Origin of the sequence: Agromyces humatus, from assembly GCF_021228295.1 — a bacterium.
In the GTDB taxonomy this organism is placed as follows: Bacteria; Actinomycetota; Actinomycetes; order Actinomycetales; family Microbacteriaceae; genus Agromyces; species Agromyces humatus.
In genome coordinates this window covers 1-20,142 of the sequence record NZ_JAJQPD010000012.1, presented here as the reverse complement: position 1 = coordinate 20,142, position 20,142 = coordinate 1, and the positions used below count along the sequence as shown (strand labels likewise).

General features: G+C 71.6%; 21 protein-coding genes, 1 pseudogene and 1 riboswitch. Of the genes and pseudogenes, 7 read left to right on the top strand and 15 right to left on the bottom strand.

The genetic code is table 11. The annotated features are described in order from the left end of the window. Positions 1-52: 52 nt before the first annotated feature. Positions 53-178 (bottom strand): hypothetical protein, encoded by a 126-nt coding sequence (locus LSF15_RS18915; RefSeq protein ID WP_269756584.1) that lies wholly within the window; start codon positions 176-178, stop codon positions 53-55. A 201-nt stretch (positions 179-379) separates the two neighbouring features. Here LSF15_RS18915 and LSF15_RS16940 point away from each other — a divergent pair, with 201 nt between their 5' ends. After that, positions 380-1,045 carry a fasciclin domain-containing protein gene (locus LSF15_RS16940; RefSeq protein WP_232499743.1) on the top strand — a complete coding sequence of 222 codons (666 nt, stop codon included), beginning with the start codon at positions 380-382 and terminating at the stop codon, positions 1,043-1,045. Positions 1,046-1,174: 129 nt separating this feature from the next. Continuing rightward, entirely contained in the window at positions 1,175-2,350 is a 1,176-nt protein-coding gene (locus LSF15_RS16935) for a MarP family serine protease (RefSeq protein ID WP_232499742.1), read from the top strand. Positions 2,351-2,447: 97 nt separating this feature from the next. On the opposite strand, the gene LSF15_RS16930 is transcribed toward LSF15_RS16935, so the two are convergent. Both LSF15_RS16930 and LSF15_RS16925 read right to left on the bottom strand, forming a co-directional pair. Further along, entirely contained in the window at positions 2,448-3,380 is a 933-nt protein-coding gene (locus tag LSF15_RS16930) for an aldose 1-epimerase family protein (protein WP_232499741.1), read from the bottom strand. Positions 3,381-3,397: 17 nt separating this feature from the next. Beyond that, positions 3,398-4,219 carry a DeoR/GlpR family DNA-binding transcription regulator gene (locus LSF15_RS16925; protein WP_232499740.1) on the bottom strand — a complete coding sequence of 274 codons (822 nt, stop codon included), beginning with the start codon at positions 4,217-4,219 and terminating at the stop codon, positions 3,398-3,400. Positions 4,220-4,359: 140 nt separating this feature from the next. On the opposite strand from LSF15_RS16925, the gene galT reads away from it, so the two are divergent. Together galT and galK are read left to right on the top strand one after the other, a co-directional pair. After that, positions 4,360-5,460 carry a galactose-1-phosphate uridylyltransferase gene (galT, locus tag LSF15_RS16920; RefSeq protein ID WP_372460058.1) on the top strand — a complete coding sequence of 367 codons (1,101 nt, stop codon included), beginning with the start codon at positions 4,360-4,362 and terminating at the stop codon, positions 5,458-5,460. Continuing rightward, entirely contained in the window at positions 5,457-6,620 is a 1,164-nt protein-coding gene (gene galK, locus LSF15_RS16915) for a galactokinase (RefSeq protein WP_232499739.1), read from the top strand. The genes galT and galK overlap by 4 nt, the downstream gene beginning before the upstream one ends. 33 nt (positions 6,621-6,653) lie before the next feature. On the opposite strand, the gene LSF15_RS16910 is transcribed toward galK, so the two are convergent. After that, positions 6,654-7,226: a GNAT family N-acetyltransferase gene (locus LSF15_RS16910; protein ID WP_232499738.1), complete on the bottom strand. Its 573-nt coding sequence runs from the start codon at positions 7,224-7,226 to the stop codon at positions 6,654-6,656. Beyond that, positions 7,223-7,717, bottom strand: coding sequence for a YbaK/EbsC family protein (locus LSF15_RS16905; RefSeq protein ID WP_232499737.1), 495 nt, complete (start codon positions 7,715-7,717; stop codon positions 7,223-7,225). Before LSF15_RS16905 ends, LSF15_RS16910 begins: the two co-directional genes overlap by 4 nt. 56 nt (positions 7,718-7,773) lie before the next feature. Between LSF15_RS16905 and LSF15_RS16900 the strand changes: the two genes are divergently transcribed. Both LSF15_RS16900 and LSF15_RS16895 read left to right on the top strand, forming a co-directional pair. Further along, a complete protein-coding gene (locus tag LSF15_RS16900; RefSeq protein ID WP_232499736.1) occupies positions 7,774-9,084 on the top strand; it encodes an APC family permease in 1,311 nt (436 codons plus the stop codon). 9 nt (positions 9,085-9,093) lie between these two features. Further along, complete coding sequence (locus LSF15_RS16895; RefSeq protein WP_232499735.1) at positions 9,094-9,630, top strand: gamma carbonic anhydrase family protein; 537 nt, start codon at positions 9,094-9,096, stop codon at positions 9,628-9,630. Between the two features lie 28 nt (positions 9,631-9,658). Here the strand turns inward: LSF15_RS16895 and LSF15_RS16890 are convergent, their stop codons facing one another. The 9 genes from LSF15_RS16890 to LSF15_RS16850 form a co-directional block, all read right to left on the bottom strand. After that, positions 9,659-11,005: a DUF6716 putative glycosyltransferase gene (locus tag LSF15_RS16890; RefSeq protein ID WP_232499734.1), complete on the bottom strand. Its 1,347-nt coding sequence runs from the start codon at positions 11,003-11,005 to the stop codon at positions 9,659-9,661. After that, positions 11,002-11,880 (bottom strand): N-acetylneuraminate synthase family protein, encoded by an 879-nt coding sequence (locus LSF15_RS16885; protein ID WP_232499733.1) that lies wholly within the window; start codon positions 11,878-11,880, stop codon positions 11,002-11,004. The genes LSF15_RS16890 and LSF15_RS16885 overlap by 4 nt, the downstream gene beginning before the upstream one ends. Next, a complete protein-coding gene (locus tag LSF15_RS16880; RefSeq protein WP_232499732.1) occupies positions 11,877-13,232 on the bottom strand; it encodes an acylneuraminate cytidylyltransferase in 1,356 nt (451 codons plus the stop codon). The genes LSF15_RS16885 and LSF15_RS16880 overlap by 4 nt, the downstream gene beginning before the upstream one ends. Before the next feature lie 116 nt (positions 13,233-13,348). Further along, on the bottom strand, positions 13,349-14,233 hold the full coding sequence (locus LSF15_RS16875; protein ID WP_232499731.1) for a bifunctional methylenetetrahydrofolate dehydrogenase/methenyltetrahydrofolate cyclohydrolase: 885 nt from the start codon (positions 14,231-14,233) through the stop codon (positions 13,349-13,351). A gap of 132 nt (positions 14,234-14,365) precedes the next feature. Beyond that, a complete protein-coding gene (gene glyA / locus LSF15_RS16870; protein WP_232499730.1) occupies positions 14,366-15,640 on the bottom strand; it encodes a serine hydroxymethyltransferase in 1,275 nt (424 codons plus the stop codon). 69 nt (positions 15,641-15,709) lie between these two features. After that, positions 15,710-15,792: riboswitch (ZMP/ZTP riboswitch) on the bottom strand. A gap of 80 nt (positions 15,793-15,872) precedes the next feature. Further along, positions 15,873-17,177, bottom strand: coding sequence for a DJ-1/PfpI family protein (locus tag LSF15_RS16865; protein ID WP_232499729.1), 1,305 nt, complete (start codon positions 17,175-17,177; stop codon positions 15,873-15,875). 5 nt (positions 17,178-17,182) lie between these two features. Continuing rightward, positions 17,183-17,596: a hypothetical protein gene (locus LSF15_RS16860; protein ID WP_232499728.1), complete on the bottom strand. Its 414-nt coding sequence runs from the start codon at positions 17,594-17,596 to the stop codon at positions 17,183-17,185. Positions 17,597-17,737: 141 nt separating this feature from the next. Then, positions 17,738-18,376 (bottom strand): response regulator transcription factor, encoded by a 639-nt coding sequence (locus LSF15_RS16855; RefSeq protein ID WP_232499727.1) that lies wholly within the window; start codon positions 18,374-18,376, stop codon positions 17,738-17,740. Beyond that, the gene (locus tag LSF15_RS16850) at positions 18,373-19,467 is read right to left on the bottom strand and encodes a sensor histidine kinase (protein WP_232499726.1); all 1,095 of its coding nucleotides are present in this window, start codon (positions 19,465-19,467) and stop codon (positions 18,373-18,375) included. The genes LSF15_RS16855 and LSF15_RS16850 overlap by 4 nt, the downstream gene beginning before the upstream one ends. A gap of 134 nt (positions 19,468-19,601) precedes the next feature. Between LSF15_RS16850 and LSF15_RS16845 the strand changes: the two genes are divergently transcribed. Then, complete coding sequence (locus tag LSF15_RS16845; protein WP_232499725.1) at positions 19,602-19,991, top strand: VOC family protein; 390 nt, start codon at positions 19,602-19,604, stop codon at positions 19,989-19,991. A 52-nt stretch (positions 19,992-20,043) separates the two neighbouring features. On the opposite strand, the pseudogene LSF15_RS19120 reads toward LSF15_RS16845, so the two are convergent. Continuing rightward, positions 20,044-20,142 (bottom strand): annotated as a pseudogene (locus LSF15_RS19120) (carbohydrate ABC transporter permease); the annotation flags it as partial.

The window sequence follows — 20,142 nt, the reverse complement described above, 5'->3', positions numbered from 1 at the left end:
GGGTCGCGGGCCGAGACGCCGGCGGCACTACTGCGGAATTCGAGGACATGGATCATCCGAACGTGAAGGAGTAGGCGTCGACCCCGGTCGACATCGTGACGGTGAGCATGGGGAGGGTGCACGGCGAGATGCCGGTGATGAGACCGCCGAGGGGGCCGATGAGGGCGAGGGTGATCACGTGGTCCTGCTTTCTCGGGTCGACAAGTGATTCGAAGCCGAAGCCCGAATCGATTGGTCGGATGCCGCATGGCTCGCGCTGCCCGGTCGGGCGGTGCCGCTCGGACACCTTGCGCCGGTCGCTTCCAATCCGGATCGAGGACCGCTCCGAACCCCACGTATCGGCCCCGTTCGGAGGCCGGCACTCACGAAGGAGCACACGATGCGATCCAACGCACACAGCACTCGCACGACCCTCGCCGTCTTCGCGATCACGGCGGTCGCGATGCTCGGCCTCGCCGGCTGCAGTTCGCCCGGCGACTCGACCGCCGACGAGGAGCCCACCATGTCGGAGGAGGCGACGCCGACCGAGGAGGCCATGGAGGCCGACCCCGCCGCCGACCTCGTCGGCCCCGGTTGCGCCGCCTACGCCGAAGCGGTCCCCGACGGACCCGGCTCGGTCGTCGGCATGTCGACCGACCCGGTCGCCGTCGCCGCCTCGAACAACCCGCTGCTGGCGACCCTCGTGGCCGCGGTATCGGGCCAGCTGAACCCCGACGTCGACCTCGTCGACACGCTGAACGGCGACGAGTTCACGGTGTTCGCGCCGGTCGACGAAGCGTTCGCCAAGATCGATCCGGCGACCATCGAGGCGCTGAAGACCGACTCCGAGACGCTGTCGGCGATCCTCACCTACCACGTGGTGCCCGGCCAGCTCTCGCCCGACGAGGTCGTCGGCACGCAGACGACGGTGCAGGGCGGCACGGTCGAGGTGACGGGCTCGGGTGACGAGCTCATGGTGAACGACGCCGCGGTCATCTGCGGCGGCGTGCAGACCGCGAACGCGACGGTCTACCTCGTCGACTCGGTGCTCATGCCCACGATGTAGGAGCACCGCACACGCGCCCTGCGAACGGCCGTACCGACTCACGGTGCGGCCGTTCGCGCGTCTTCAGCACTCTTGGAGTCGGATGTCGCAGGCTGGGAGTCCCCGCCGATCGATCGAACGGAGCCGCACATGGGCTGGAGCCTCGTGCTCGACATCGTGCTCGTGCTGGTCTTCATCGGCGCGATCGTCAACGGCTGGCGATCAGGGCTGCTGCGCACCGCCGCGGGACTCGTCGGGCTCGTCGCCGGTGCCATCGCCTCGTACTTCGTGATGCCGTGGGTCGCCGCGCTCGTGCCCTGGCCCGAGTGGCGGGCCCCCGCCGCGATCTTCTCGGCACTCGTGCTGCTCGGCCTCGGCGCCTGGCTCGGCGCGGTCGTCGGCCGTGCCCTGCGCAGCGGCGTGCGGGCCGTCAAGCTCGGCGTGCTCGACCGAGTACTCGGCGCCATCGGCAACCTGCTCGTCACCGCGTTCGTCGTCGCGCTCGTCGCGTCGGGCGTCTCGGCCATGGGCGTGCCCGTGCTCTCCCCCGCGGTCGCGGGCTCACGCGTGCTGCAGACCCTCGACGCGGTCACCCCGGCTCCGACGCGGTCGTTGCTCGCCCAGTTGCGCACGGCCGCGCTCGGCGAGGCGATCCCCTGGCTCGTCGACGTGCTCGACGCCCCGCCCGTCGACGGCGAGGCACCCACCGGCGCGGTCGACTCCGCAGTGCTCGCCGAGGCCTCGCGATCAGTGGTGCGCATCACCGGCAACGCCTTCGAGTGCGGCAGCAACCTCTCGGGCAGCGGCTTCGTCGTGGCACCCGATCGCGTGGTCACCAACGCGCACGTCGTGGCCGGCGTGACGGAGCCCATCGTAGAGGCGCCCGGCCAGCCGGCGCTCCCCGGTCGCGTCGTCGCGTTCGATGCCGAGAACGACCTGGCACTCATCGCCGTCGACGGGCTCGAGACCCCATCACTCGCGATCGACGAGCCCGCGGTCGGCGACGACGTCGCGGTCGCGGGCTACCCGTTCGGCGGCCCCTTCGAGCTTCGCCCGGGTCGTGTCGCGGCGAACGGGCCGCTCACGATCGAGGCCGCCGGCACGACGTCGACCCGTGAGATCGTGACGCTCTCGGCAGACGTCGACCACGGAAACTCGGGCGGACCGGTGCTGACCCAGGACGGCGAGGTCGGCGGCGTCGTGTTCGCGCGCTCCGACACGTCGGATCTTGTCGGGTTCGCGATTCCGGTCTCGACGCTGACACCGCTCGCCGATGCGGCACCGGGGCTCGACACGCCCGTCGATTCAGGGGCGTGCGTGCGCTGAGACCGGTGATCGAGTACGGAGCGCCAACGACCCGTATCGAGACCCCCTGCCATCCGGTCTCGACACGCTCCTTCGTCGCTCCGCGACCACGGAAGCGTCAGTCGGCGCTGAATCCCTCGAAGCGGATGCCCCAGCTCAGCTCCCACTCCTCGCCCGGGTCGAGCCAGCGAAGCCCGCGCTCGGAGTTGAACGCCTCGGCCGGAGCCGTCATCGGCTCGATCGCGATCGCGACGTCGCCGTCTTCGCCGGGGAACGACCGAGTGGTGTACACCTGCACGTAGCCGAATTCGTCGTCGGCCCAGACCGAGACGCTGCGCCCGTCGGGCGCCGTGAGCGTGTGCTCGACCCGGCCATCGTCGCCCGAGAGCTCGCCGAAGGCGTCGTCGAGCGAGACATCGCCCACGCGGCGACCCTCGCGGAAGTCCCACTCGGTGCCGTCGACGGGAACCTCGCCGGTCGGCAGCAGCCGGTCGTCGACCTCGATGTGGCTCGCCGCGTCGAGGCGCAGGTTGAGATCTGCAGTGGGAACGCCGCCGATCTTCAGGAAGGGGTGCGTGCCGATCGCGACGGGGGCCGGGTCGGCCCCGAGGTTCTCGACGAAGTGCGTGACGCGCAGCCCGTCGGCGACGAGTTCGTAGTGCACGGCGGTGCCGAGCAGGAACGGATAGCCGAGCTGGGGATAGATGCGCGCCGAGAGGGTCACCGAGTCGCGCTCGCGCGAGATCGCGGTGTACTCCGTGTAGCGCAGCAGGCCATGGATGGCGTTCTGGTACTTCGGCTCGGTGATGGCGAGCTGGTGGTCGACGCCGTCGTGGCTCCACCGGCCGTCGCGGATGCGATTGGGCCACGGCACGAGCACGATGCCGGCGCCCGACGGCGGCGACTGGTCTTCGCCGTACGGCGGCACGAGGTCGATGCCGTTGATGCTGAGGGTGCGGATGCCGGCCGCGACGGCGGTGATGGTCGCCTGGACATCTCCGCTCGCGGTCGACGTCTCGAGGACGAACTGCTCGCCCGTGGGTGCGCTCATCCCTCCACTCTAGGGTCTCAGGCGCACGTCACCGCGAGCCCGACGTCCTCCAGCTCGGCGACGATCGCCCTCGGCGCCGAGGCATCGGTCACGAGCGCATCGAAGGCGTCGACCGAGGCGACCCGGCCGAGGTGCACCTCGCCGATCTTCGTGCCGTCGGCGACGACGACAGCCCGCGCGGCGCGCGCCAGCATGAGCGACTTCACGGCGGCTTCGGGCAGGTTCGCGTTGGTCACCCCGTGCACGGGATCGACGCCGTTGGCGCCGATGACCGCGAGGTCGACATGCACGTCGCGGAGCATCGACGCGGCGAGCGGGTCGACGAGCGAGTGCTGGCGCGGACGCAGGGTGCCGCCCGTGACGACGACCTGGAAGCGCGGGATCTCCGGCTCGAGCTCGAGGGCGATCGACAGTCCGTTCGTGAAGATCACGACATCGGCGAGGTCGGCGCGACGCCGCAGCGCCCGGGCGACCTGAAGTGTGGTCGTGCCCACGTCGAGGATCAGGCTCTGACCGCTCTTGACGAGGGAGGCGACGTGCTCGCCGATGCGCCGCTTCGGTTCGACCGATGCCTCGAGCGCCTCCTCGAAGCTCGGCTCCCGCTCGGGCCGGTCGGCGCCGATGGCGGATGTCGCGGGCACCGCGCCGCCGTGGACCCGGCGGATGGCGCCCTGGCGTTCGAGCGCGTCGAGGTCGGCGCGTGCCGTGACGGTGGTCACGCCGAAGGCGCGGCTCAACTCGGTCACCCGCACGAACCCGCGTTCGGCGACGAGCGCGAGGGCGAGCTCGCGCCGTCGCGGTGCGTCGTGCTGCGGGGTCGTCGGCTCGAGGTCGGTCATATCGCCATGATCGCTCCTGGGCTCGATCTTTGCAATACGAAACCAGCTTGTTTGCAAAACGAAAGTCGCGTATCGTGTGCGACGTGAACGACACGACCGAGTCCGTAGCCGCGGCATCCGCGCTCGAAATCGACCCGCGCATCGCGGTGCGCCCGACGACCCTCGCCGACGGGCGCGAGCTCATCTACTTCGACGACGCCGACACCCGGCTCACCGGCGAGCGCGCGATCGACGCGCGAACGCTCGATCCCCGTCCTCCGACCGCCGAGATGCGGCAGGACTCGTTGACGGGCGAGTGGGTCTCGATCGCCGCCGCGCGGCAGAACCGCGTGATGCTGCCGCCCGCGAACCTCGACCCGCTCGCACCGCAGACGCCCGACAACCCGTCCGAGATCCCCGACCACTACGACGTCGCCGTCTTCGAGAACCGGTCACCGTCGTTCGGGCCCTCGCTGGCTGAACCGGGAGCGCCGAGCGCACTCGCGTCGCTGCGCGAGGTGGGGCTCGAACGCACCCATACTTCGGTCGGCCGCTGCGAGGTCGTGTGCTTCAGCCCAGAGCACGAGGGCTCGTTCGGCACGCAGACCCTCTCGCGGGCGCGCACCGTGATCGAGGCGTGGGCGCAGCGCACGGCCGCCCTGTCGGCGCTGCCCGGCGTCGAGCAGGTGTTCCCGTTCGAGAACCGCGGACGCGAGATCGGCGTGACCCTCGGCCACCCGCACGGCCAGATCTACGCCTACCCCTACGTGACGCCGCGCACCGAGCGGCTGCTCGCGTCGATCGACGCCTACGGTCCCGGCCTCTTCGCCGACCTCGTCGAGCGCGAGCGCAGCGGCCCTCGGATGCTGCTCACCGGCGAGCACTGGACGGCGTTCGTGCCGTTCGCAGCACGCTGGCCCATCGAAGTGCACCTGCTCCCCCACCGGCACGTGCCCGACCTCGCCGCCACGACGCTCGCCGAACGCGATGAACTCGCGTCGCTCTACCTGAAGCTGTTGCGCGGCATCGACCTGCTCTACGACACCCCCACGCCGTACATCGCCGCGTGGCACCAGGCGCCGGTGCGCGAGCGGCGCGACGAGGTGCGGCTCATGCTGGCACTGACGAGTCCTCGTCGCGCGGCCGACAAGCTGAAGTTCCTCGCCGGCTCGGAGGCCGCGATGGGAGCATGGATCGGGGACGTCGCCCCCGAAGCACAGGCCGAGGCGCTGCGCGCCGCGATCGGGAAGGCACGGGTATGAACGGGGATGCCGTCGCCGGAGCGGCACACCGGTTCGCCGAATGGTTCGGGCGCCCGCCCGCGGGCGTCTGGTCGGCGCCCGGGCGGGTCAACCTCATCGGCGAGCACACCGACTACAACGACGGGTTCGTGTTCCCCTTCGCGATCGACCGCCGCACGGTCGTGGCGCTCGGCGACCGCGACGACCGGGTGCTGCGCGTCGGGACGAGCCACGACCCCGAGGTCGTCTCGATCCACCTCGACGAACTGTCCCCCGACGCCGTCGAGGGCTGGGCGGCGTACCCGCTCGGCGTGGCCTGGGCGCTCGGCGAGTTCGGGGCCGATCTCGCCCACGCACGCGGCGTCGACCTCTACATCGACTCCGACGTGCCGATCGGCGCGGGGCTCTCGTCGTCGGCGGCCATCGAGTGCGCAGTGGCCCTGGCCCTCGACGATCATTGGGGCCTCGGCTTCGACCGCCCCACGCTCGCGAAGATCGGACGCCTCGCCGAGAACCGCGCCGTCGGGGCACCGACCGGAATCATGGACCAGACGGCCTCGCTGCTCGGCGAACCCGACTCGGCGGTGTTCCTCGACTGCCGCAGCCTCGACGCCGATGTCATCCCGCTCGGGTTCGAGGCCGACGGCCTGTCGCTGCTCGTCATCGACACCCGGGTCTCGCACGCGCACGCCACCGGCGGATACGCGTCGCGCCGTGCATCGTGCGAGGCCGGCGCCCGCGCACTCGGGGTCGAGTCGCTGCGCGACGTTCGCCTCGACGACCTCGGCCGCGCCGCCGAACTGCTCGACGACGAGACATTCCGCCGAGTGCGGCACATCGTCACCGAGAACCAGCGCGTGCTCGACACCGTACGCACGCTTCGCGAGCACGGACCCGGCGCGATCGGACCGTTCCTCGACGCGTCGCACGTGTCGATGCGCGACGACTTCGAGATCTCGGTGCCCGAGCTCGACCTCGCCGTCGAGACCGCCCAGGCCGCGGGGGCGATCGGCGCCCGCATGACGGGCGGCGGCTTCGGCGGTGCGGCGATCGCCCTCATGGTCGACGCCCTGGTGCCGATCGTGACGCGCGAAGTGATGGCGGCCTTCGCCGAGCAGGGGTTCCGCGAGCCGGTCGTCTTCACCGTGCGGCCGAGCGCCGGTGCGCATCGCGACCTCTGAAGCGCGGCAGCGAGGTCATCGCACGGCGCCGGATCAGGGCGCCGGTGCGAACTCCTCGGCGAGGATCGCGTAGGTGTAGCCGTCGACCCAGCCGAGCTCGGCATGCCACGAGTCGCGCACCCCGTGCTGCTCGCGACGCATCCCCACCTTCTCCATGACCCGCCACGAGGCGACGTTGTCGGCGAAGCACTCGGCCGTGACCCTGCGCAGGCCGAGGTCGGCGAACGCGATCTCGAGCAGGGCGCGCGTGACCGCGGTCGCATATCCGCGACCCGCGTGCGCCGGGTCGATGAGGTAGCCGAGCAGCCCCTCGGCCCCGCGCCAGACATCTCCGTCGAACTGGCCGATGCCGTCGCGCACGTCGAGCGATCCGGTTCCGACGACGATCCCGTCGAGCACGGCGACCGCGGTGTGCTGGTCGGGGTCGTCGATGCTGTCGAACCACGCCGTGCGGAACTTCTCGGGGTCGACCGTCGTGCGCAGCAGCCACCGCACCACGTCGGGGTCGTTCCGCCACGCGAGCACCTGGTCGAGGTCGTCGCTCGTGGGCTGACGGAGCACGAGCGGACCGGCGGTGCGCGGCCATGCGACGCGGTCCGAGGTCACGCGGATGCCCCGAGCGACGGCTCGACCGCACGGGGCACGCCGCCCGTGATGCGCACGAGCTCGTCGAACGTGGTGGGGAACACCGTCTTCGCATGGCCCGCGGCGGCCCAGACCACGGGGTATTGCGCGAGGTCGGTATCGACGATGGTGCGAACGGGGGCCGGGTGGCCGACGGGAGCGACACCGCCGATCACCTGTCCGGTCGCGTGCTTCACCGTGTCCTTCGAGGCACGACCGATGACACCGCCGAGCTGTGCGCCGAGCCACTCGGTGTCGACGCGATGCGCACCCGAGGTGAGCACGAGGATCGGCTCGTCGTCGAGCGTGAACACGAGCGAGTTGGCGATCTGACCGACCTCGATGCCGAGCGCCGCAGCCGCGAGCGGTGCGGTGGTCACGGCGTCGTCGAACCACACGATCTCGGGGCTCAGGCCGTGCCGGGCGAGGGCTTCGGCGACGCGGTCGACGGCTGGGTGCGAGGGATCGGTCATGCGTCGATCCTACGATCGACCCCGGCCCGCCACCGGCGTCGGCTAAGGTGCCGGTCGTGACCGCCGCCGAACCACACGACCGCCTCGCCCGCCGACTCGGGCTCGGCGACGCCGTCGCGATCGGTCTCGCGGCGATGATCGGCGCGGGCGTCTTCGCCGTCTGGGCGCCGGCCGCACAGGCTGCGGGCGCGGGGCTCATCGTCGGCCTCGCGATCGCCGCGTTCGTCGCGCTCGCGAACGCCGCGTCGACCGCCCAGCTCGCCGTGCGCTACCCCGAGTCGGGCGGCGCCTACCGCTACGGACGCGAGCGCCTGGGCGAGTGGCCCGGGTTCCTCGCGGGCTGGGGGTTCGTGGTCGGCAAGACCGCGAGCTGCGCGGCCATGGCGCTCACCGCCGCCGCCTACCTCGTGCCCGCCGCGTGGCAGCGCCCGGTCGCGGTCGCAGCGGTCGTGGTGCTCGTCGGCGTGAACCTGCTGGGCGTCACCCGAACCGCGCGGGTGGGCGCCGTGATCGTCGCCGTGGTGCTCGCCGTGCTCCTCATGGTCGTCATCGCGGGCTTCGTGGCCGCGAGCGCGAACCAGGGCGGCACCGTCGCGTTCGTCGAGACTCGACCGCCCGGACTTCCCGACCCGCTGCCGCCGATCACCGGCGGTCCATACGGCATCCTGCAGGCGGCCGCGCTCATGTTCTTCGCCTTCGCAGGCTATGCGCGCATCGCGACGCTCGGTGAGGAGGTGCGCGAACCCTCCCGCACCATCCCCAGGGCGATCGGCATCGCGTTCGGGGTCGTCATCACGGTCTACCTCGCGGTCGGCTCTGCCGCCCTCGCGTCGCTCGGCCCGCGGCTGCTCGCGGGATCGGCCGCACCTCTCGTCGACGTCGTCGCGGCAGCGGGGTGGAGCTGGGCCGAGCCCGTCGTACGCGTCGCGGCCGGAGTCGCCGCGCTCGGCTCGCTGCTCGTGCTCATCGCCGGCATCGCCCGCACCGAACTCGCCATGGCGCGCGACCGCGAACTGCCGGGCCGCCTCGCCGCGGTGCATCCGCGAACCGCGACGCCGTTCGTCGCGGAGCTCGTGACCGGCGCCGCGATCCTCGTGCTCGTGCTCGCCGTCGACCTGCGCGAGGCGATCGGCTTCAGCTCGTTCGGCGTGCTCTGCTACTACCTCGTCGCCAACCTCTCCGCGATCACGCAGCCCGCCGTCGAGCGGCGCGTGCCCCGCACGCTGTCGGCCGCCGGCGCGATCGGATGCCTCGTGCTCGTCGCCACCCTGCCGCCCGTCTCGATCGGCATCGGGCTCGCCGTGTTCGCCGTCGGTGTGCTCGGCCGCCTCATCGTCGGAGGCGTTCGGCGCCGGCGCCGCCGCTAGGCTGGCCGCATGCCAGCAGACCCCTCCGCCCGCATCCTCACCCTGGCGGGCGTCGATGCCCCCGTGCTCGCCGACTCGGCCTTCGTCGCGGCCGGCGCCGTCATCGTCGGAAACGTGCGCCTCGAGGCCCGGTCGAGCGTCTGGTACAACGCCGTGCTGCGTGCCGAGGCCGAGCCGATCGTGCTCGGCGAGGGGTCGAACCTGCAGGACACGGTGGTCTGCCATGTCGACGCGGGCTACCCGCTCACCGTCGGACGCAACGTGTCGGTCGGGCACGGCGCCGTGCTGCACGGATGCACCGTCGACGACGATTCGCTCGTCGGCATGGGCGCCACCGTGCTGAACGGGGCCGTCATCGGGGCGGGCTCGCTCGTCGCCGCCGGCGCCGTCGTGCTCGAGGGCACCGTCGTTCCGCCCGGCTCGCTCGTCGCGGGCGTGCCCGCGAAGGTGCGCCGTGAACTCACCGACGCCGAGCGCGAGGGCATCCGCCGCAACGCCGACGCCTACCTGCGACACGTCGAGGAGCACACCGCTCCGGTCGTCTGAGCGCCGATCGCCGCACGCTGCCGAACACTCAGGCCGCGTCGACGAGTTGCGGTGCGCGCACCTCGCGCGCCCCGAGCTGCGGCGTCGCGGGCTCGCCCGCGAGACGGCGGCGCACCTGGCGCGCCCGGCGTACGACCCACCGCGACGGCAGCGCGAACACGACCGAGACGGAGCCCGCAAGCGAGCGATCGAACTCGCCGAGCATGCGCTTGCGCTCGAACGCCCGACGCAACGGGCCGCCTGTGAGGTTGTATCGGCGATCGCGCAGGGGCAGCGGCGCCGCAGCCCGGCGCTCGAGCAGCTCGCCGACGCGTGCCGGCCAGTCGTCGTGCTCGCGCCCGTGGAAGTAGTTGTCGTCGAGCCATTCGGCGCTCGGGTACCTCGGATCCCACCCGGCGATCGCCTCGGCGCCGGCGAAGAGGCCGCTGCCCTCGAACACCGTGTTGATGAGCTTCGGCGAAACGCCGAACTCGTCGATGACCACCGCGGGAACCCCGGCCGCGACCGCCTCGAGCACCGCGGTCGAACTCACGGTGACGAGCGCCGCGGCACGTTCGAGGTGCTCGGCCATCGGGCCGTCCTCGACGACGAGGTTGGGCGGCAGGCTGCCGCCGAGCTCTTCGCGCACATCGGGATCGTCGAGGAGCTCACCGAAGTCGTAGGCCTCCTCGTGCGTCTGCGCCTCGCCCCGGCGAGCGCGCACCTTCACGACCACGCGTCGCGACGGGCGACGACGTGCGGCATCGACGAGCCAGCCGAGGAGTCGAACGCGGTCCTCGCGGACGGGGGGCACCTTCGCCTGGGCGGCGAACACGAGATCGGTGCGCTCTGGCGCCGAAGCCGCCACGGCACCGGCGGCAGGGACATCCGCTCGGCTCGTGTCGGTCAGGAACGGCAGCGTCGTGAGCCCCAACCCGACCGGGATGCCGAGCCGTTCGGCGTTCGCGCGGAACTCGCGCACCTCGCGTCGGCTCGCCAGCACGATGAGGTCGACCTGCTCGCGGTAAATGATCGCTTTCGGCTCGGCGGGGATCGTGAGGCCGGGGAATCCGCTCACGAGCACCGGGCGGTCGGGGGCACGGCCGACGATCGGCGTGATGACCCGCACGAGCGGGCCGCGCATCGCGAGCAGCACGACGTCGGGGCGACGTGCCGCGAGATGCTGCTCGAGCTCGTGCAATTCGACGAAGGTGACGTCGGGGACGTCGAACACCGACCCGGCCAGGGCCGCGCGCAGCTGCCGCTCACTCGGCGCCACGGGCGTCGCGAGGATGACGAGCTCGGCCCGCCATCCGTCGGGGAGGCGCGACGCGAACGCCGCGCCCCACTTGACGTACGAATCGGAGTCCGCGAGGACGAGGAGCCTCGGCCTCACAGGGCGGGCACCCGACGCAGCTTCGCGCGCGGCGCCTCCTCGCCCGGGAACACGCGCTTCACGCCGTCGCCCATGGCGTCGCCGATGACGCGGATGTCGCGCACGAGGTGCTCGAATCCGGTCGGCTCGAGCGAGGCGGCCTGGTCGGAGCCCCACATCGCACGGTCGAGGGTGATGTGGCGCTCGACGGCGACCGCGCCGAGCGTGACGGCGGCGAGCGAGATCTGCAGGCCGCGCTCGTGGCCCGAGTACCCGATCGGCACGCCGGGGTAGCGTCGGCGCAGGGTGTCGATCATGCGCAGGTTCGCCTCTTCGGCCGGCATCGGGTAGCTCGACGTGGCGTGCAGCATGATGAGCTCGTCGGTGCCCAGCATCTCGACGGCGCGGTCGATCTCGTCGATCGTCGACATGCCCGTCGAGAGGATCACCGGCTTGCCCGTGCGGGCCATCGCGTCGAGCAGCTCGAGGTCGGTCAGCGACGCCGAAGCCACCTTGTAGGCGACGACGTCGAGGTCCTCGAGGAACTCGACCGACGGGACATCCCACGGCGACGCGAACCAGTCGATGCCCGCACGCATCGCGTACGAGGCGATCTCGAGGTATTCGGCCTCGCCGAACTCGACCCGGTGACGGTACTCGAGGTAGGTCATCGTGCCCCACGGCGTCTCGCGAGGCACGTCGCGCATGTGCTCGGGCGTCGCGATCTCGGGCGTGCGCTTCTGGAACTTGACGGCCTGGGCGCCCGCCTCGACGGCCACGTCGATGAGCCGCTTGGCGATCTCGACGTCGCCGTTGTGGTTGAGGCCGATCTCGCCGATCACGTAGACCGGGTGGCCCGGGCCGATCGACGATCGGCCGATGCGGACAGACGTCATGCGAAAGCTCCCTGCTTCTGGACGACCCGATCGGCGTATGCCGATTCGGGAATGGTTCGCGCGCCGACGACGAGTTCGGCGAGTTCGCGCACCGCGCCCGTGCCGCCGCGGCGGTCGAGCACGAGTCGTGCGATGCTGCGCACCGACGCCACTGCGTCGGCGACCGCGACGGGCCAGCCGACGAGCGCGAGGGCGGGAAGGTCTCCCTCGTCGTTGCCGAGGTAGGCGATGCGGTCGAGTCGGATGCCCCGTGCCTCGGCCCACTCGGCGAGCACGACGCCCTTCTCGGCCACGCCGTGGCGTACCTCGACCTGCAGCTTCGCGGCCCGAGCAGCGACGACGGGGTTGGTCTCGGCCGAGAGGATCAGCACGGGGATGCCCGCCTCGCGCAACCGTGCCACGCCGTGGCCGTCACTGCGACTGACGCGCACGAGTTCGCGGCCCTCGGCGTCGACCCAGGCGGTGTCGTCGGTGTGCACGCCGTCGAAGTCGGTGACGACGGCGTCGACGTCGATGAGGCGCGTCGGGCGGCGCTGCGCGACGTCATGGCCGTCGTGACCCGCCGAGACGTGGCGGCGCGCTGTCTGCGGCGGGACGACGACGGGGCCGGTGCCGACCGGATCGTCGTCGCCGAGTCCGCCGCGCGCGATCACGCGCGCAAGGGCCAGGTCGGCGGGGTCGTCGATCTCGATCGCGTGGGCATCGGGCACGCGCAGCATGCCGATGCGGCCGAAGAAGCGGTGGCCCGCCTCGCGGAACCCGTCGGTGCGCATCACGTAGAAGGCGCCGGTCTCGCGGTACTCGGGCTCGCGCTCCTGCCGTCGCGGTCGAACGGATGACTCGTGGTTGACGCCCTCGGCCCCGTCGGGCGAATCGCGCCAGAGGAAGGCGTGGCTCGGCACGACCGAGAAGACCACGTCGTCCTCGCCGTCGACGACTCGGCGCACGGCCTCGTCGAGGTCGGCGGAGTCGACGAACGGCGACGTCGCCTGCAGGAACACCGTGGTGCCGGGCAGGGTGCCGGCACCGGCGGCGATCTCGTCGAGCGCGTGCAGCAGTGCCGATTCGGAGCTCGCGGTGTCGCCCGCGAGTTCGACCGGGCGGCGGATCACCCCGGCACCCTCGGCATGGGCCGCATCGGCGATGCGGTCATCGTCGGTCGACACGAACACGGCGTCGATGCGGCTCGCGCCGATCGCGGCCCGAATCGTTCGGGTGATGAGCGGCACGCCCGCGACGGGCGCGAGGTTCTTGCCCGGGAGACCCTTGGAGCCGCCTCGCGCGGGCACGATGGCGACGACCCCCGCCGCGGGGGGCGTGGTGCGACCTACCTGTCGCCCGTCTGGGAGCATGCCGCGAAGCTACGCGCGCAGGCTTGCCGCTCGGTGATCAACGAGTGAACGCCGGGCGACCGGGAGGAGGCCGGGTGACGGATCGCGCTTGCTGCGCGCATGGACCCGCCGCGGGGCTACCGGGCGAGCTTGAACTCGGCCGACTTCACGACGTTCGCGAGGAGCATCGCCCTGGTCATCGGCCCGACCCCGCCCGGGTTCGGCGAGAGGTGCCCGGCGACCGATGCGACGTCGGGATCGACATCGCCCGTGAGCCGGGCCTTTCCGGTCTCCTCGTCTTGCACGCGGGTGATGCCGACGTCGAGCACCGCGGCGCCGGGCCTGATCCACTCGGGCTTCACGAGGTGCGGAACGCCCACGGCGGCGACGACGATATCGGCCCGGCGCACCTCGGCCGCGAGGTCGATGGTGCGGGAGTGCGTCAGGGTCACGGTCGCGTCGAGGCCCTTGCGCGTGAAGAGCAGCCCCAGCGGACGCCCCACCGTGAGGCCGCGACCGATGACCGTGACGTGCCGCCCGCGGATCGGCACGTCGTAGCGTCGCAGCATCTCGACGATGCCCGCCGGCGTGCACGGCAGCGGCGAGTGCAGCTCGCCCTCGATGCCGAGCACGAGCCGGCCGAGGTTCGTGGGGTGCAGGCCGTCGGCGTCCTTGTCGGGGTCGATGAGCTCGAGCATCGCGTTCTCGTCATGCCCGGCGGGCAGCGGCAGCTGCACGATGTACCCCGTCACCTCGGACGCGGCATTGAGGTCGCGGATGGCGGCGCGCACGTCGGCCGTGGTCGCAGATGCGGGCAGGTCGACGCGGATGGACTCGATGCCCACCTCGGCGCAGTCGCGGTGCTTGCCCGCCACGTAGGACTTCGAGCCGGGGTCGTCGCCGACGAGCAGCGTGCCGAGTCCGGGAACGACCCCGTGCGCGCGCAGCAGCGCGATCCGCGAGGCGAGCTCGGACTTCACGGCGGAGGCCGTGGCGACCCCGTCGAGCGTGATGGCGGTCATGATGGAGCTCCGTTTCTGTGCTTCCGGATTCGGGGATTTCCGCGACGCGCCGCGCTGGCTTGACGGTTGCAGCGCGTGTCGCAGAAATCCCCGAATCCGGCAACCGTGCGCAAGGGCTGCGTGTGCCGCTCCCTACTGCGCCAGGCCGGGGTACAGGGGGAATCGCGCCGTGAGGGCCTCGACGCGGGCGCGCAGCGCCGGGACATCCGCCCCGCCCTGCAACGTGAGTGCGATGATGTCGGCGACCTCGGTGAACTCGGCGTCGCCGAACCCGCGGGTGGCGAGCGCGGGCGTGCCGATTCGCAGGCCCGAGGTGACCATCGGCGGGCGCGGGTCGAACGGCACCGCGTTGCGGTTGACGGTGATGAGCGCCTCGTGCAGCAGGTCTTCGGCCTGCTGGCCGTCGATCGCGGAGTTGCGCAGGTCGGCGAGCACGAGGTGCACGTCGGTGCCGCCCGTGAGCACGTCGACGCCGGCGGCGCGCGAGTCATCGGCCGTGAGGCGCTCGGCGAGGATCTTCGCGCCGCGCACGGTACGCTCCTGGCGGTCCGCGAACTCGGCCGAGGCCGCGATCTTGAACGCCGTGGCCTTCGCCGCGATGACGTGCATGAGCGGCCCGCCCTGCTGGCCCGGGAACACGTTCGAGTTGAGCTTCTTCGCGAGCTCCATGTCGCGCGCGACGATGAAGCCCGAGCGGGGGCCGCCGATCGTCTTGTGCACGGTCGACGACACGACGTCGGCGTGGGGCACCGGGTTCGGGTGCAGGCCCGCGGCGACGAGGCCCGCGAAGTGCGCCATGTCGACCCAGAGCTTGGCGCCGACCTCATCGGCGATCTCGCGGAACGCGGCGAAGTCGAGCTGGCGGGGGTACGCCGACCAGCCGGCGATGATGACCTGCGGCTTGTGCTCGAGGGCCTTGTCGCGCACGACGTTCATGTCGACGACGAACGTCTCTGGGTCGACGCCGTAGGCGACCGCGTTGTAGAGCTTGCCCGAGAAGTTGAGCCGCATGCCGTGGGTGAGGTGGCCGCCATGCGCGAGCTCGAGGCCGAGGATCGTGTCGCCGGGGGTGGCGATGGCCGAAAGCACGGCGGCGTTGGCGGTGGCGCCCGAGTGCGGCTGGACGTTCGCGTACTCGGCGCCGAACAGGCTCTTGGCTCGCTCGATGGCGAGCGACTCGGCGACGTCGACGTACTCGCAGCCGCCGTAGTAGCGGCGGCCGGGGTAGCCCTCGGCGTACTTGTTCGTGAGCACCGAACCCTGCGACTGCAGCACCGACACGGGGACGAAGTTCTCACTCGCGATCATCTCGAGGTAGTCGCGCTGGCGACCGAGCTCGAGCTCGAGCACCTCGGCGATCTCGGGATCGACCTCGGAGAGGGGGGCGTTGAAGACGGACTCGGCCAAGACTGGCTCCTTCTGACGGTACGGACCAAACGAGGGTGCTGCCTCGTGCGACTCGCGCCACGAGGCATCCGTACCGGCCCAGGCGTGCGGTCGGTGCGTGCCAGGTCGCTCCCCGATGGGAACCCATCTCAACGCCAGTCGCGACGAACGCAAGCATAGCAACGGATGTCCCGCGCCGCGGTTCCCGTGCGCACGTGGTCGTTCGTGGGCACGGGAACGGCAGTCGGTGTGGCTACGTGCCCGAGCGCCCCCGTCGGCGAGCACGGACGAGTGCGAACGCTCCGAGCGCCAGGAGCACCCCGACGGCGGCGAGGAGGAGCAGCCGGAACGTCTCGGCCCACGGCCAGGACGGCCCCTCGAGTGCCAGGTCGTCGACGGGGTACTCCAGCACCTTCGCCGTCCACTCCGCGGTGGCCACGTCCGTCGTTCGCGCGAGGTCCTGCAGCACGCTGTCGAACGCGAAACCAGCCGTGCGGTGCGGATACTCCGGTTCCATTCCGTGGACGGGTTCGTGCTCGGCCGTGCCGGGCACGATGAGCCGATCGAGTCCGGCCCCGGTGTCGGTGCGCGGCACGAAGGTGAGGCCGTGGCGGGACTGCACGGCGCCGTCGCCCACGGCGACCGTGCGCACCGCCAGCGATTGCCCGTAGGTGTCGAAGACCGAGGCGAGTTCGAGCTCGCCGACTCCGTCGGTCAGCTGCACCCCGATATTCGGCCGACCCCAGTTGAATGCCGTGTTGAACGCCACCACGGCATCCGATGGCGCGAGCTGCGCCTGCTCCAATCGGGCGGCACCGTCGCGGTGGTAGAACGGCCACGCGATCTCGCGCGCGGCCTCGGCTGCGGCATCCGCGCCGGCGAGGCGCTCGACGACGCGCAACGTGCCGTCGATGCCCGACAGGATGCCGGCGGTGCTGACGACGTCGCCGTCGTCGACGTACCTCGTGCCACGCACCCAGTCGACGGCCCCGTAGGCGCGCTCGAACTCGTCGATGCGCAGCCAGTGCGCGGTCGCGGTTCGGCCGTCGAGCAGACCGGCCGAGGCGAGCACGCCGGATCCGTTGCAGACGCTGAGGAGCAGCGCTCCCCCGGCAGCCTGCGCGGCGAGCCAGTCGGTGACGGGTTCGATCGTCGGCCGGCCGACGTCGGGCATGGCCGGGACCACCACGACGTCCGCCGATCCGCCGAGCACCTCGTCGAGTCCGGCGAAGGTGAGGTCGGGCACGAGGTCGAGTCCTCCCGTGAGCGGCACTGGGTGCATCGCGGGCGCCACGGTGTAGACGTTGAACGCTCCCGTGGTGGCGAGGATCTCGTAGGGGGCGAGCGTGTCGGACACGACCGCGCCCTCGTCGCCGACGACGACCACCGCCGTCGGCTTGGACGGGTCGTGTTCGACCGGTGCGGGTGGCGGGGAGACGCCGTCGGTCCGCGGCGCGTTCAGCGAGGTGAGCGCCCCGATGACCGCCGGAGTGCCGAGCGCTGCGGGCAGCACCAGCGCCGCGAGCACGAGCACGACGACGCGAAGGACGGCACGCATCGGGGTCACCACCCGTACTCGTGCCGGCGGCGCAGCATCGCGATCAGCATGGCCGGGACCATGAGCACGTGCCCGGCGGTCATGAACGCCATGCCCGAGAGCACCCCGGCCCAGAGGAACGGCAGCAGCACCAGGAACGACAGGTACATCGCCGCCGACATCTCGGCGATGGCCGGCAGGCCGTGACCGCGGACCCGCATCCACACGGCCATGCCGATCGACATGTCCGTGGCCATCACGAGCGCCTGCGCGACGGTGTTCTCGTGGAGCCCCGGCCAGGCGAACGCCCAGACCGGGTCCAGCACGACCATGCCGACGATCATGGCGATCACCATCTCCAGCCCGTGGAGTGCGAACCGCAGCAGCGAAGGTCGCTGCGCGGTCGCCTCGGTGCGGTGGGCCGTCTCTGTGTGGTTCATCTCTACTCCTTGCGTGTTCGAAGCGGGAACACACGGAATCCTCCGCGGGACGCGCGGCGGCGACACGTGCCGAAGGTCATGTTCCGGGTCACGTTCGGGCGTGACCTCGGCGGCTCGGCGGTGACCCGGCGGGCGGACGCTTCAGAGGACGCCGAGGTCGCGTGCGCGGATGGCCGCCTGCGTGCGGTCGCGCACCTCGAGCTTCGACAGCACGCTCGTGACGAGGTTCTTGACGGTGCCCTCGGCGAGGAAGAGCGTGCCGGCGATCTCGCGGTTGCTGCGGCCCTCGGCGAGGAGGCGCACGACCTCGACCTCGCGGTCGGAGAGCGGATGCTCGGGGGGCGGCGCATCCTCGGGCAGCCCGGCGACCCGTGCCACGACCTTCGCCGCCACCGACGGCTGCAGCACCGACTCGCCCCGCGCTGCGGCGTCGAGCGCCTCGACGAGCCTCACCGAGGACACGTCCTTGAGGAGGTACCCGACCGCGCCCGCGCGCAGCGCCGCGAACACGTCGTCATCGTCGTCGAACGTCGTCAGCGCGAGCACGCGCACCTCGGGCTGCTCGGCGCGAATGCGCGCGGTGGCCGCGATGCCGTCGAGCACGGGCATCCGCAGGTCCATGAGCACCACGTCGGGATGCAGCCGGGCGCTCCGGCGCACGGCCTCGTCGCCGTTGCCGGCCTCGCCGACGACCTCGATCCCGGGCTGCACCTCGAGCAGCGTCGTGAGCGCCTCACGGAAGAGCGCCTGATCGTCGGCGACGAGCACGCGGATCGTCATCCCGGCACCTCGACCGTCAGGGTGAGGCCGGCGTCGCCGGCCGGGGTCAGCGACATCCGCCCGCCGAGGTTCGCCATGCGCTCACGCAACCCGGTGAGCCCGAAGCCGTCGCCGGGCGTCTCGGGAAGTCCTCGGCCGTCGTCGCGCACCTCGAGCCGGAGGCGATCGTCACCCGAGAAGTCGAGGACGACCGTCGTGCGGCTCGCCTGCGCATGCTTGGCGACGTTGGTGAGGCCCTCCTGCACCGCCCGGAACAGCGACTCCTCGACGTCGGCGCGGATCGGGCGCACGCTTCCGAGGATCTCGAGGTCGGTCGGCACGCCCGCCTCGGTCGCCTCGGCTGTGAGCGCCTGCAGCGCCTCGGGCAGGGCGGGGCGGTGCTCGCGCAGGGCGGCCACCGACCGCCGTACCTCAGCGAGCGCCTGCCCCGACTGCTCCTGCGCCGTGGCCAGCATCGCATCGAGTCGCTCGGGCCCGGCCGTGCGGATGACGGCGCGCGCCGCCTCGAGCTGCATCTGCACGACGGTCAGGTGGTGTCCGACGCCGTCGTGGATGTCGCGGGCGAGCCGGTTGCGCTCCTGAATCGTGGCCAGCTGCTCTGCCTGGGCGGCGTAACCCCGCAACCGCTCGTTCGCGTGTGCGAGCGCGGCCCTCGCCTTCTGCTCGCGAACGAGGAGCCAGGTCACGATGAGCGTGAAGAACGTGGCCGCGAGCGTGCCGAGTCCCTCGCGCAGTCCGTCCTGCCACTCCATCCCGAGGTGCACGAGCGGGATGACCGCGGCCACCATGGCCGCGATCGGCAGGGGCAGCAGCAGCACGCTCTGCGAGACCAGGACCACGAGCAGGAGGATGGCGCCGACCGCCGCGCCCGAGAGCGAGAACACCACGAACCCGAGTGGCAGTTGCACGCCGACGTACGCCACCGCCCACCAGATCGAGCGCCCCTGCACGAAGCGGAACCCGAAGATCGCGAGCAGCGAGAAGACGAGTCCGACGATGAGGGTCGGCACCGGCTGCTGCGCGAAGCTCGCGGATCCGAGCGGCAGCGTCACGTACGCGACGACGGTGAGGACGGCCAGAGCCCACTGCACGGTTCCACTCTGGTGGACGCGTGGTGCCGGGTCAACCGGACCGTCCTCCCCGCCCTTACGGCGACTCCCCGTGCGGGCTAGGCTCCGGGTTGGCTGGCGCGGAAGTGCCGCGTCGCCGAAGTTGGAGGCGCACCATGTCGGGAGTCGTGCATTTCGAGATCCCCGCCGATGACCAAGGGCGGGCACGGGAGTTCTACGGTGCCGCGTTCGACTGGCGACTCGAGGTCCTGCCCGAGCTGGGATACACCAACGTGGTGACCACGCCCGTCGACGGGACGACGCAGGTTCCGCTCGAACCGGGCGCGATCAACGGCGGCATGTTCGAGCGATCGCCCGATCTCGCCCATCCGATCATCACCGTCGACGTCGACGACATCGACGCCGTGCTCGAGCGGATCGTCGGGCTCGGTGGCGCCGTCGTCCAGGCGAAGACCGCGATCCCGGGCATGGGGTACTTCGGCTACTTCCGTGACACCGAGGGCAACGTCCTCGGACTCTGGACCACCGCGGCCGACGCCGCCTGAGTGCAACCGTCGGGGTGTGAGCGAGCGGATGCCGCGGCATCCGCTCGCTCGCCTATTTGACGCTGCCTGCGGTGAGTCCGCCGACGAGTCGTTTCTCGATGAGCATGAACAGGATCACGACGGGGATGATCGCGACGATCGAGACGCCGAA

Coding starts and splice junctions, on each gene's coding strand:
- LSF15_RS16940 (WP_232499743.1), top strand. CDS start 380: ATGCGATCCAACGCACACAGCACTCGCACGACCCTCGCCGTCTTCGCG.
- LSF15_RS16935 (WP_232499742.1), top strand. CDS start 1,175: ATGGGCTGGAGCCTCGTGCTCGACATCGTGCTCGTGCTGGTCTTCATC.
- LSF15_RS16930 (WP_232499741.1), bottom strand. CDS start 3,380: ATGAGCGCACCCACGGGCGAGCAGTTCGTCCTCGAGACGTCGACCGCG.
- LSF15_RS16925 (WP_232499740.1), bottom strand. CDS start 4,219: ATGACCGACCTCGAGCCGACGACCCCGCAGCACGACGCACCGCGACGG.
- galK (WP_232499739.1), top strand. CDS start 5,457: ATGAACGGGGATGCCGTCGCCGGAGCGGCACACCGGTTCGCCGAATGG.
- LSF15_RS16905 (WP_232499737.1), bottom strand. CDS start 7,717: ATGACCGATCCCTCGCACCCAGCCGTCGACCGCGTCGCCGAAGCCCTC.
- LSF15_RS16895 (WP_232499735.1), top strand. CDS start 9,094: ATGCCAGCAGACCCCTCCGCCCGCATCCTCACCCTGGCGGGCGTCGAT.
- LSF15_RS16885 (WP_232499733.1), bottom strand. CDS start 11,880: ATGACGTCTGTCCGCATCGGCCGATCGTCGATCGGCCCGGGCCACCCG.
- LSF15_RS16880 (WP_232499732.1), bottom strand. CDS start 13,232: ATGCTCCCAGACGGGCGACAGGTAGGTCGCACCACGCCCCCCGCGGCG.
- LSF15_RS16875 (WP_232499731.1), bottom strand. CDS start 14,233: ATGACCGCCATCACGCTCGACGGGGTCGCCACGGCCTCCGCCGTGAAG.
- LSF15_RS16865 (WP_232499729.1), bottom strand. CDS start 17,177: ATGCGTGCCGTCCTTCGCGTCGTCGTGCTCGTGCTCGCGGCGCTGGTG.
- LSF15_RS16860 (WP_232499728.1), bottom strand. CDS start 17,596: ATGAACCACACAGAGACGGCCCACCGCACCGAGGCGACCGCGCAGCGA.
- LSF15_RS16855 (WP_232499727.1), bottom strand. CDS start 18,376: ATGACGATCCGCGTGCTCGTCGCCGACGATCAGGCGCTCTTCCGTGAG.
- LSF15_RS16845 (WP_232499725.1), top strand. CDS start 19,602: ATGTCGGGAGTCGTGCATTTCGAGATCCCCGCCGATGACCAAGGGCGG.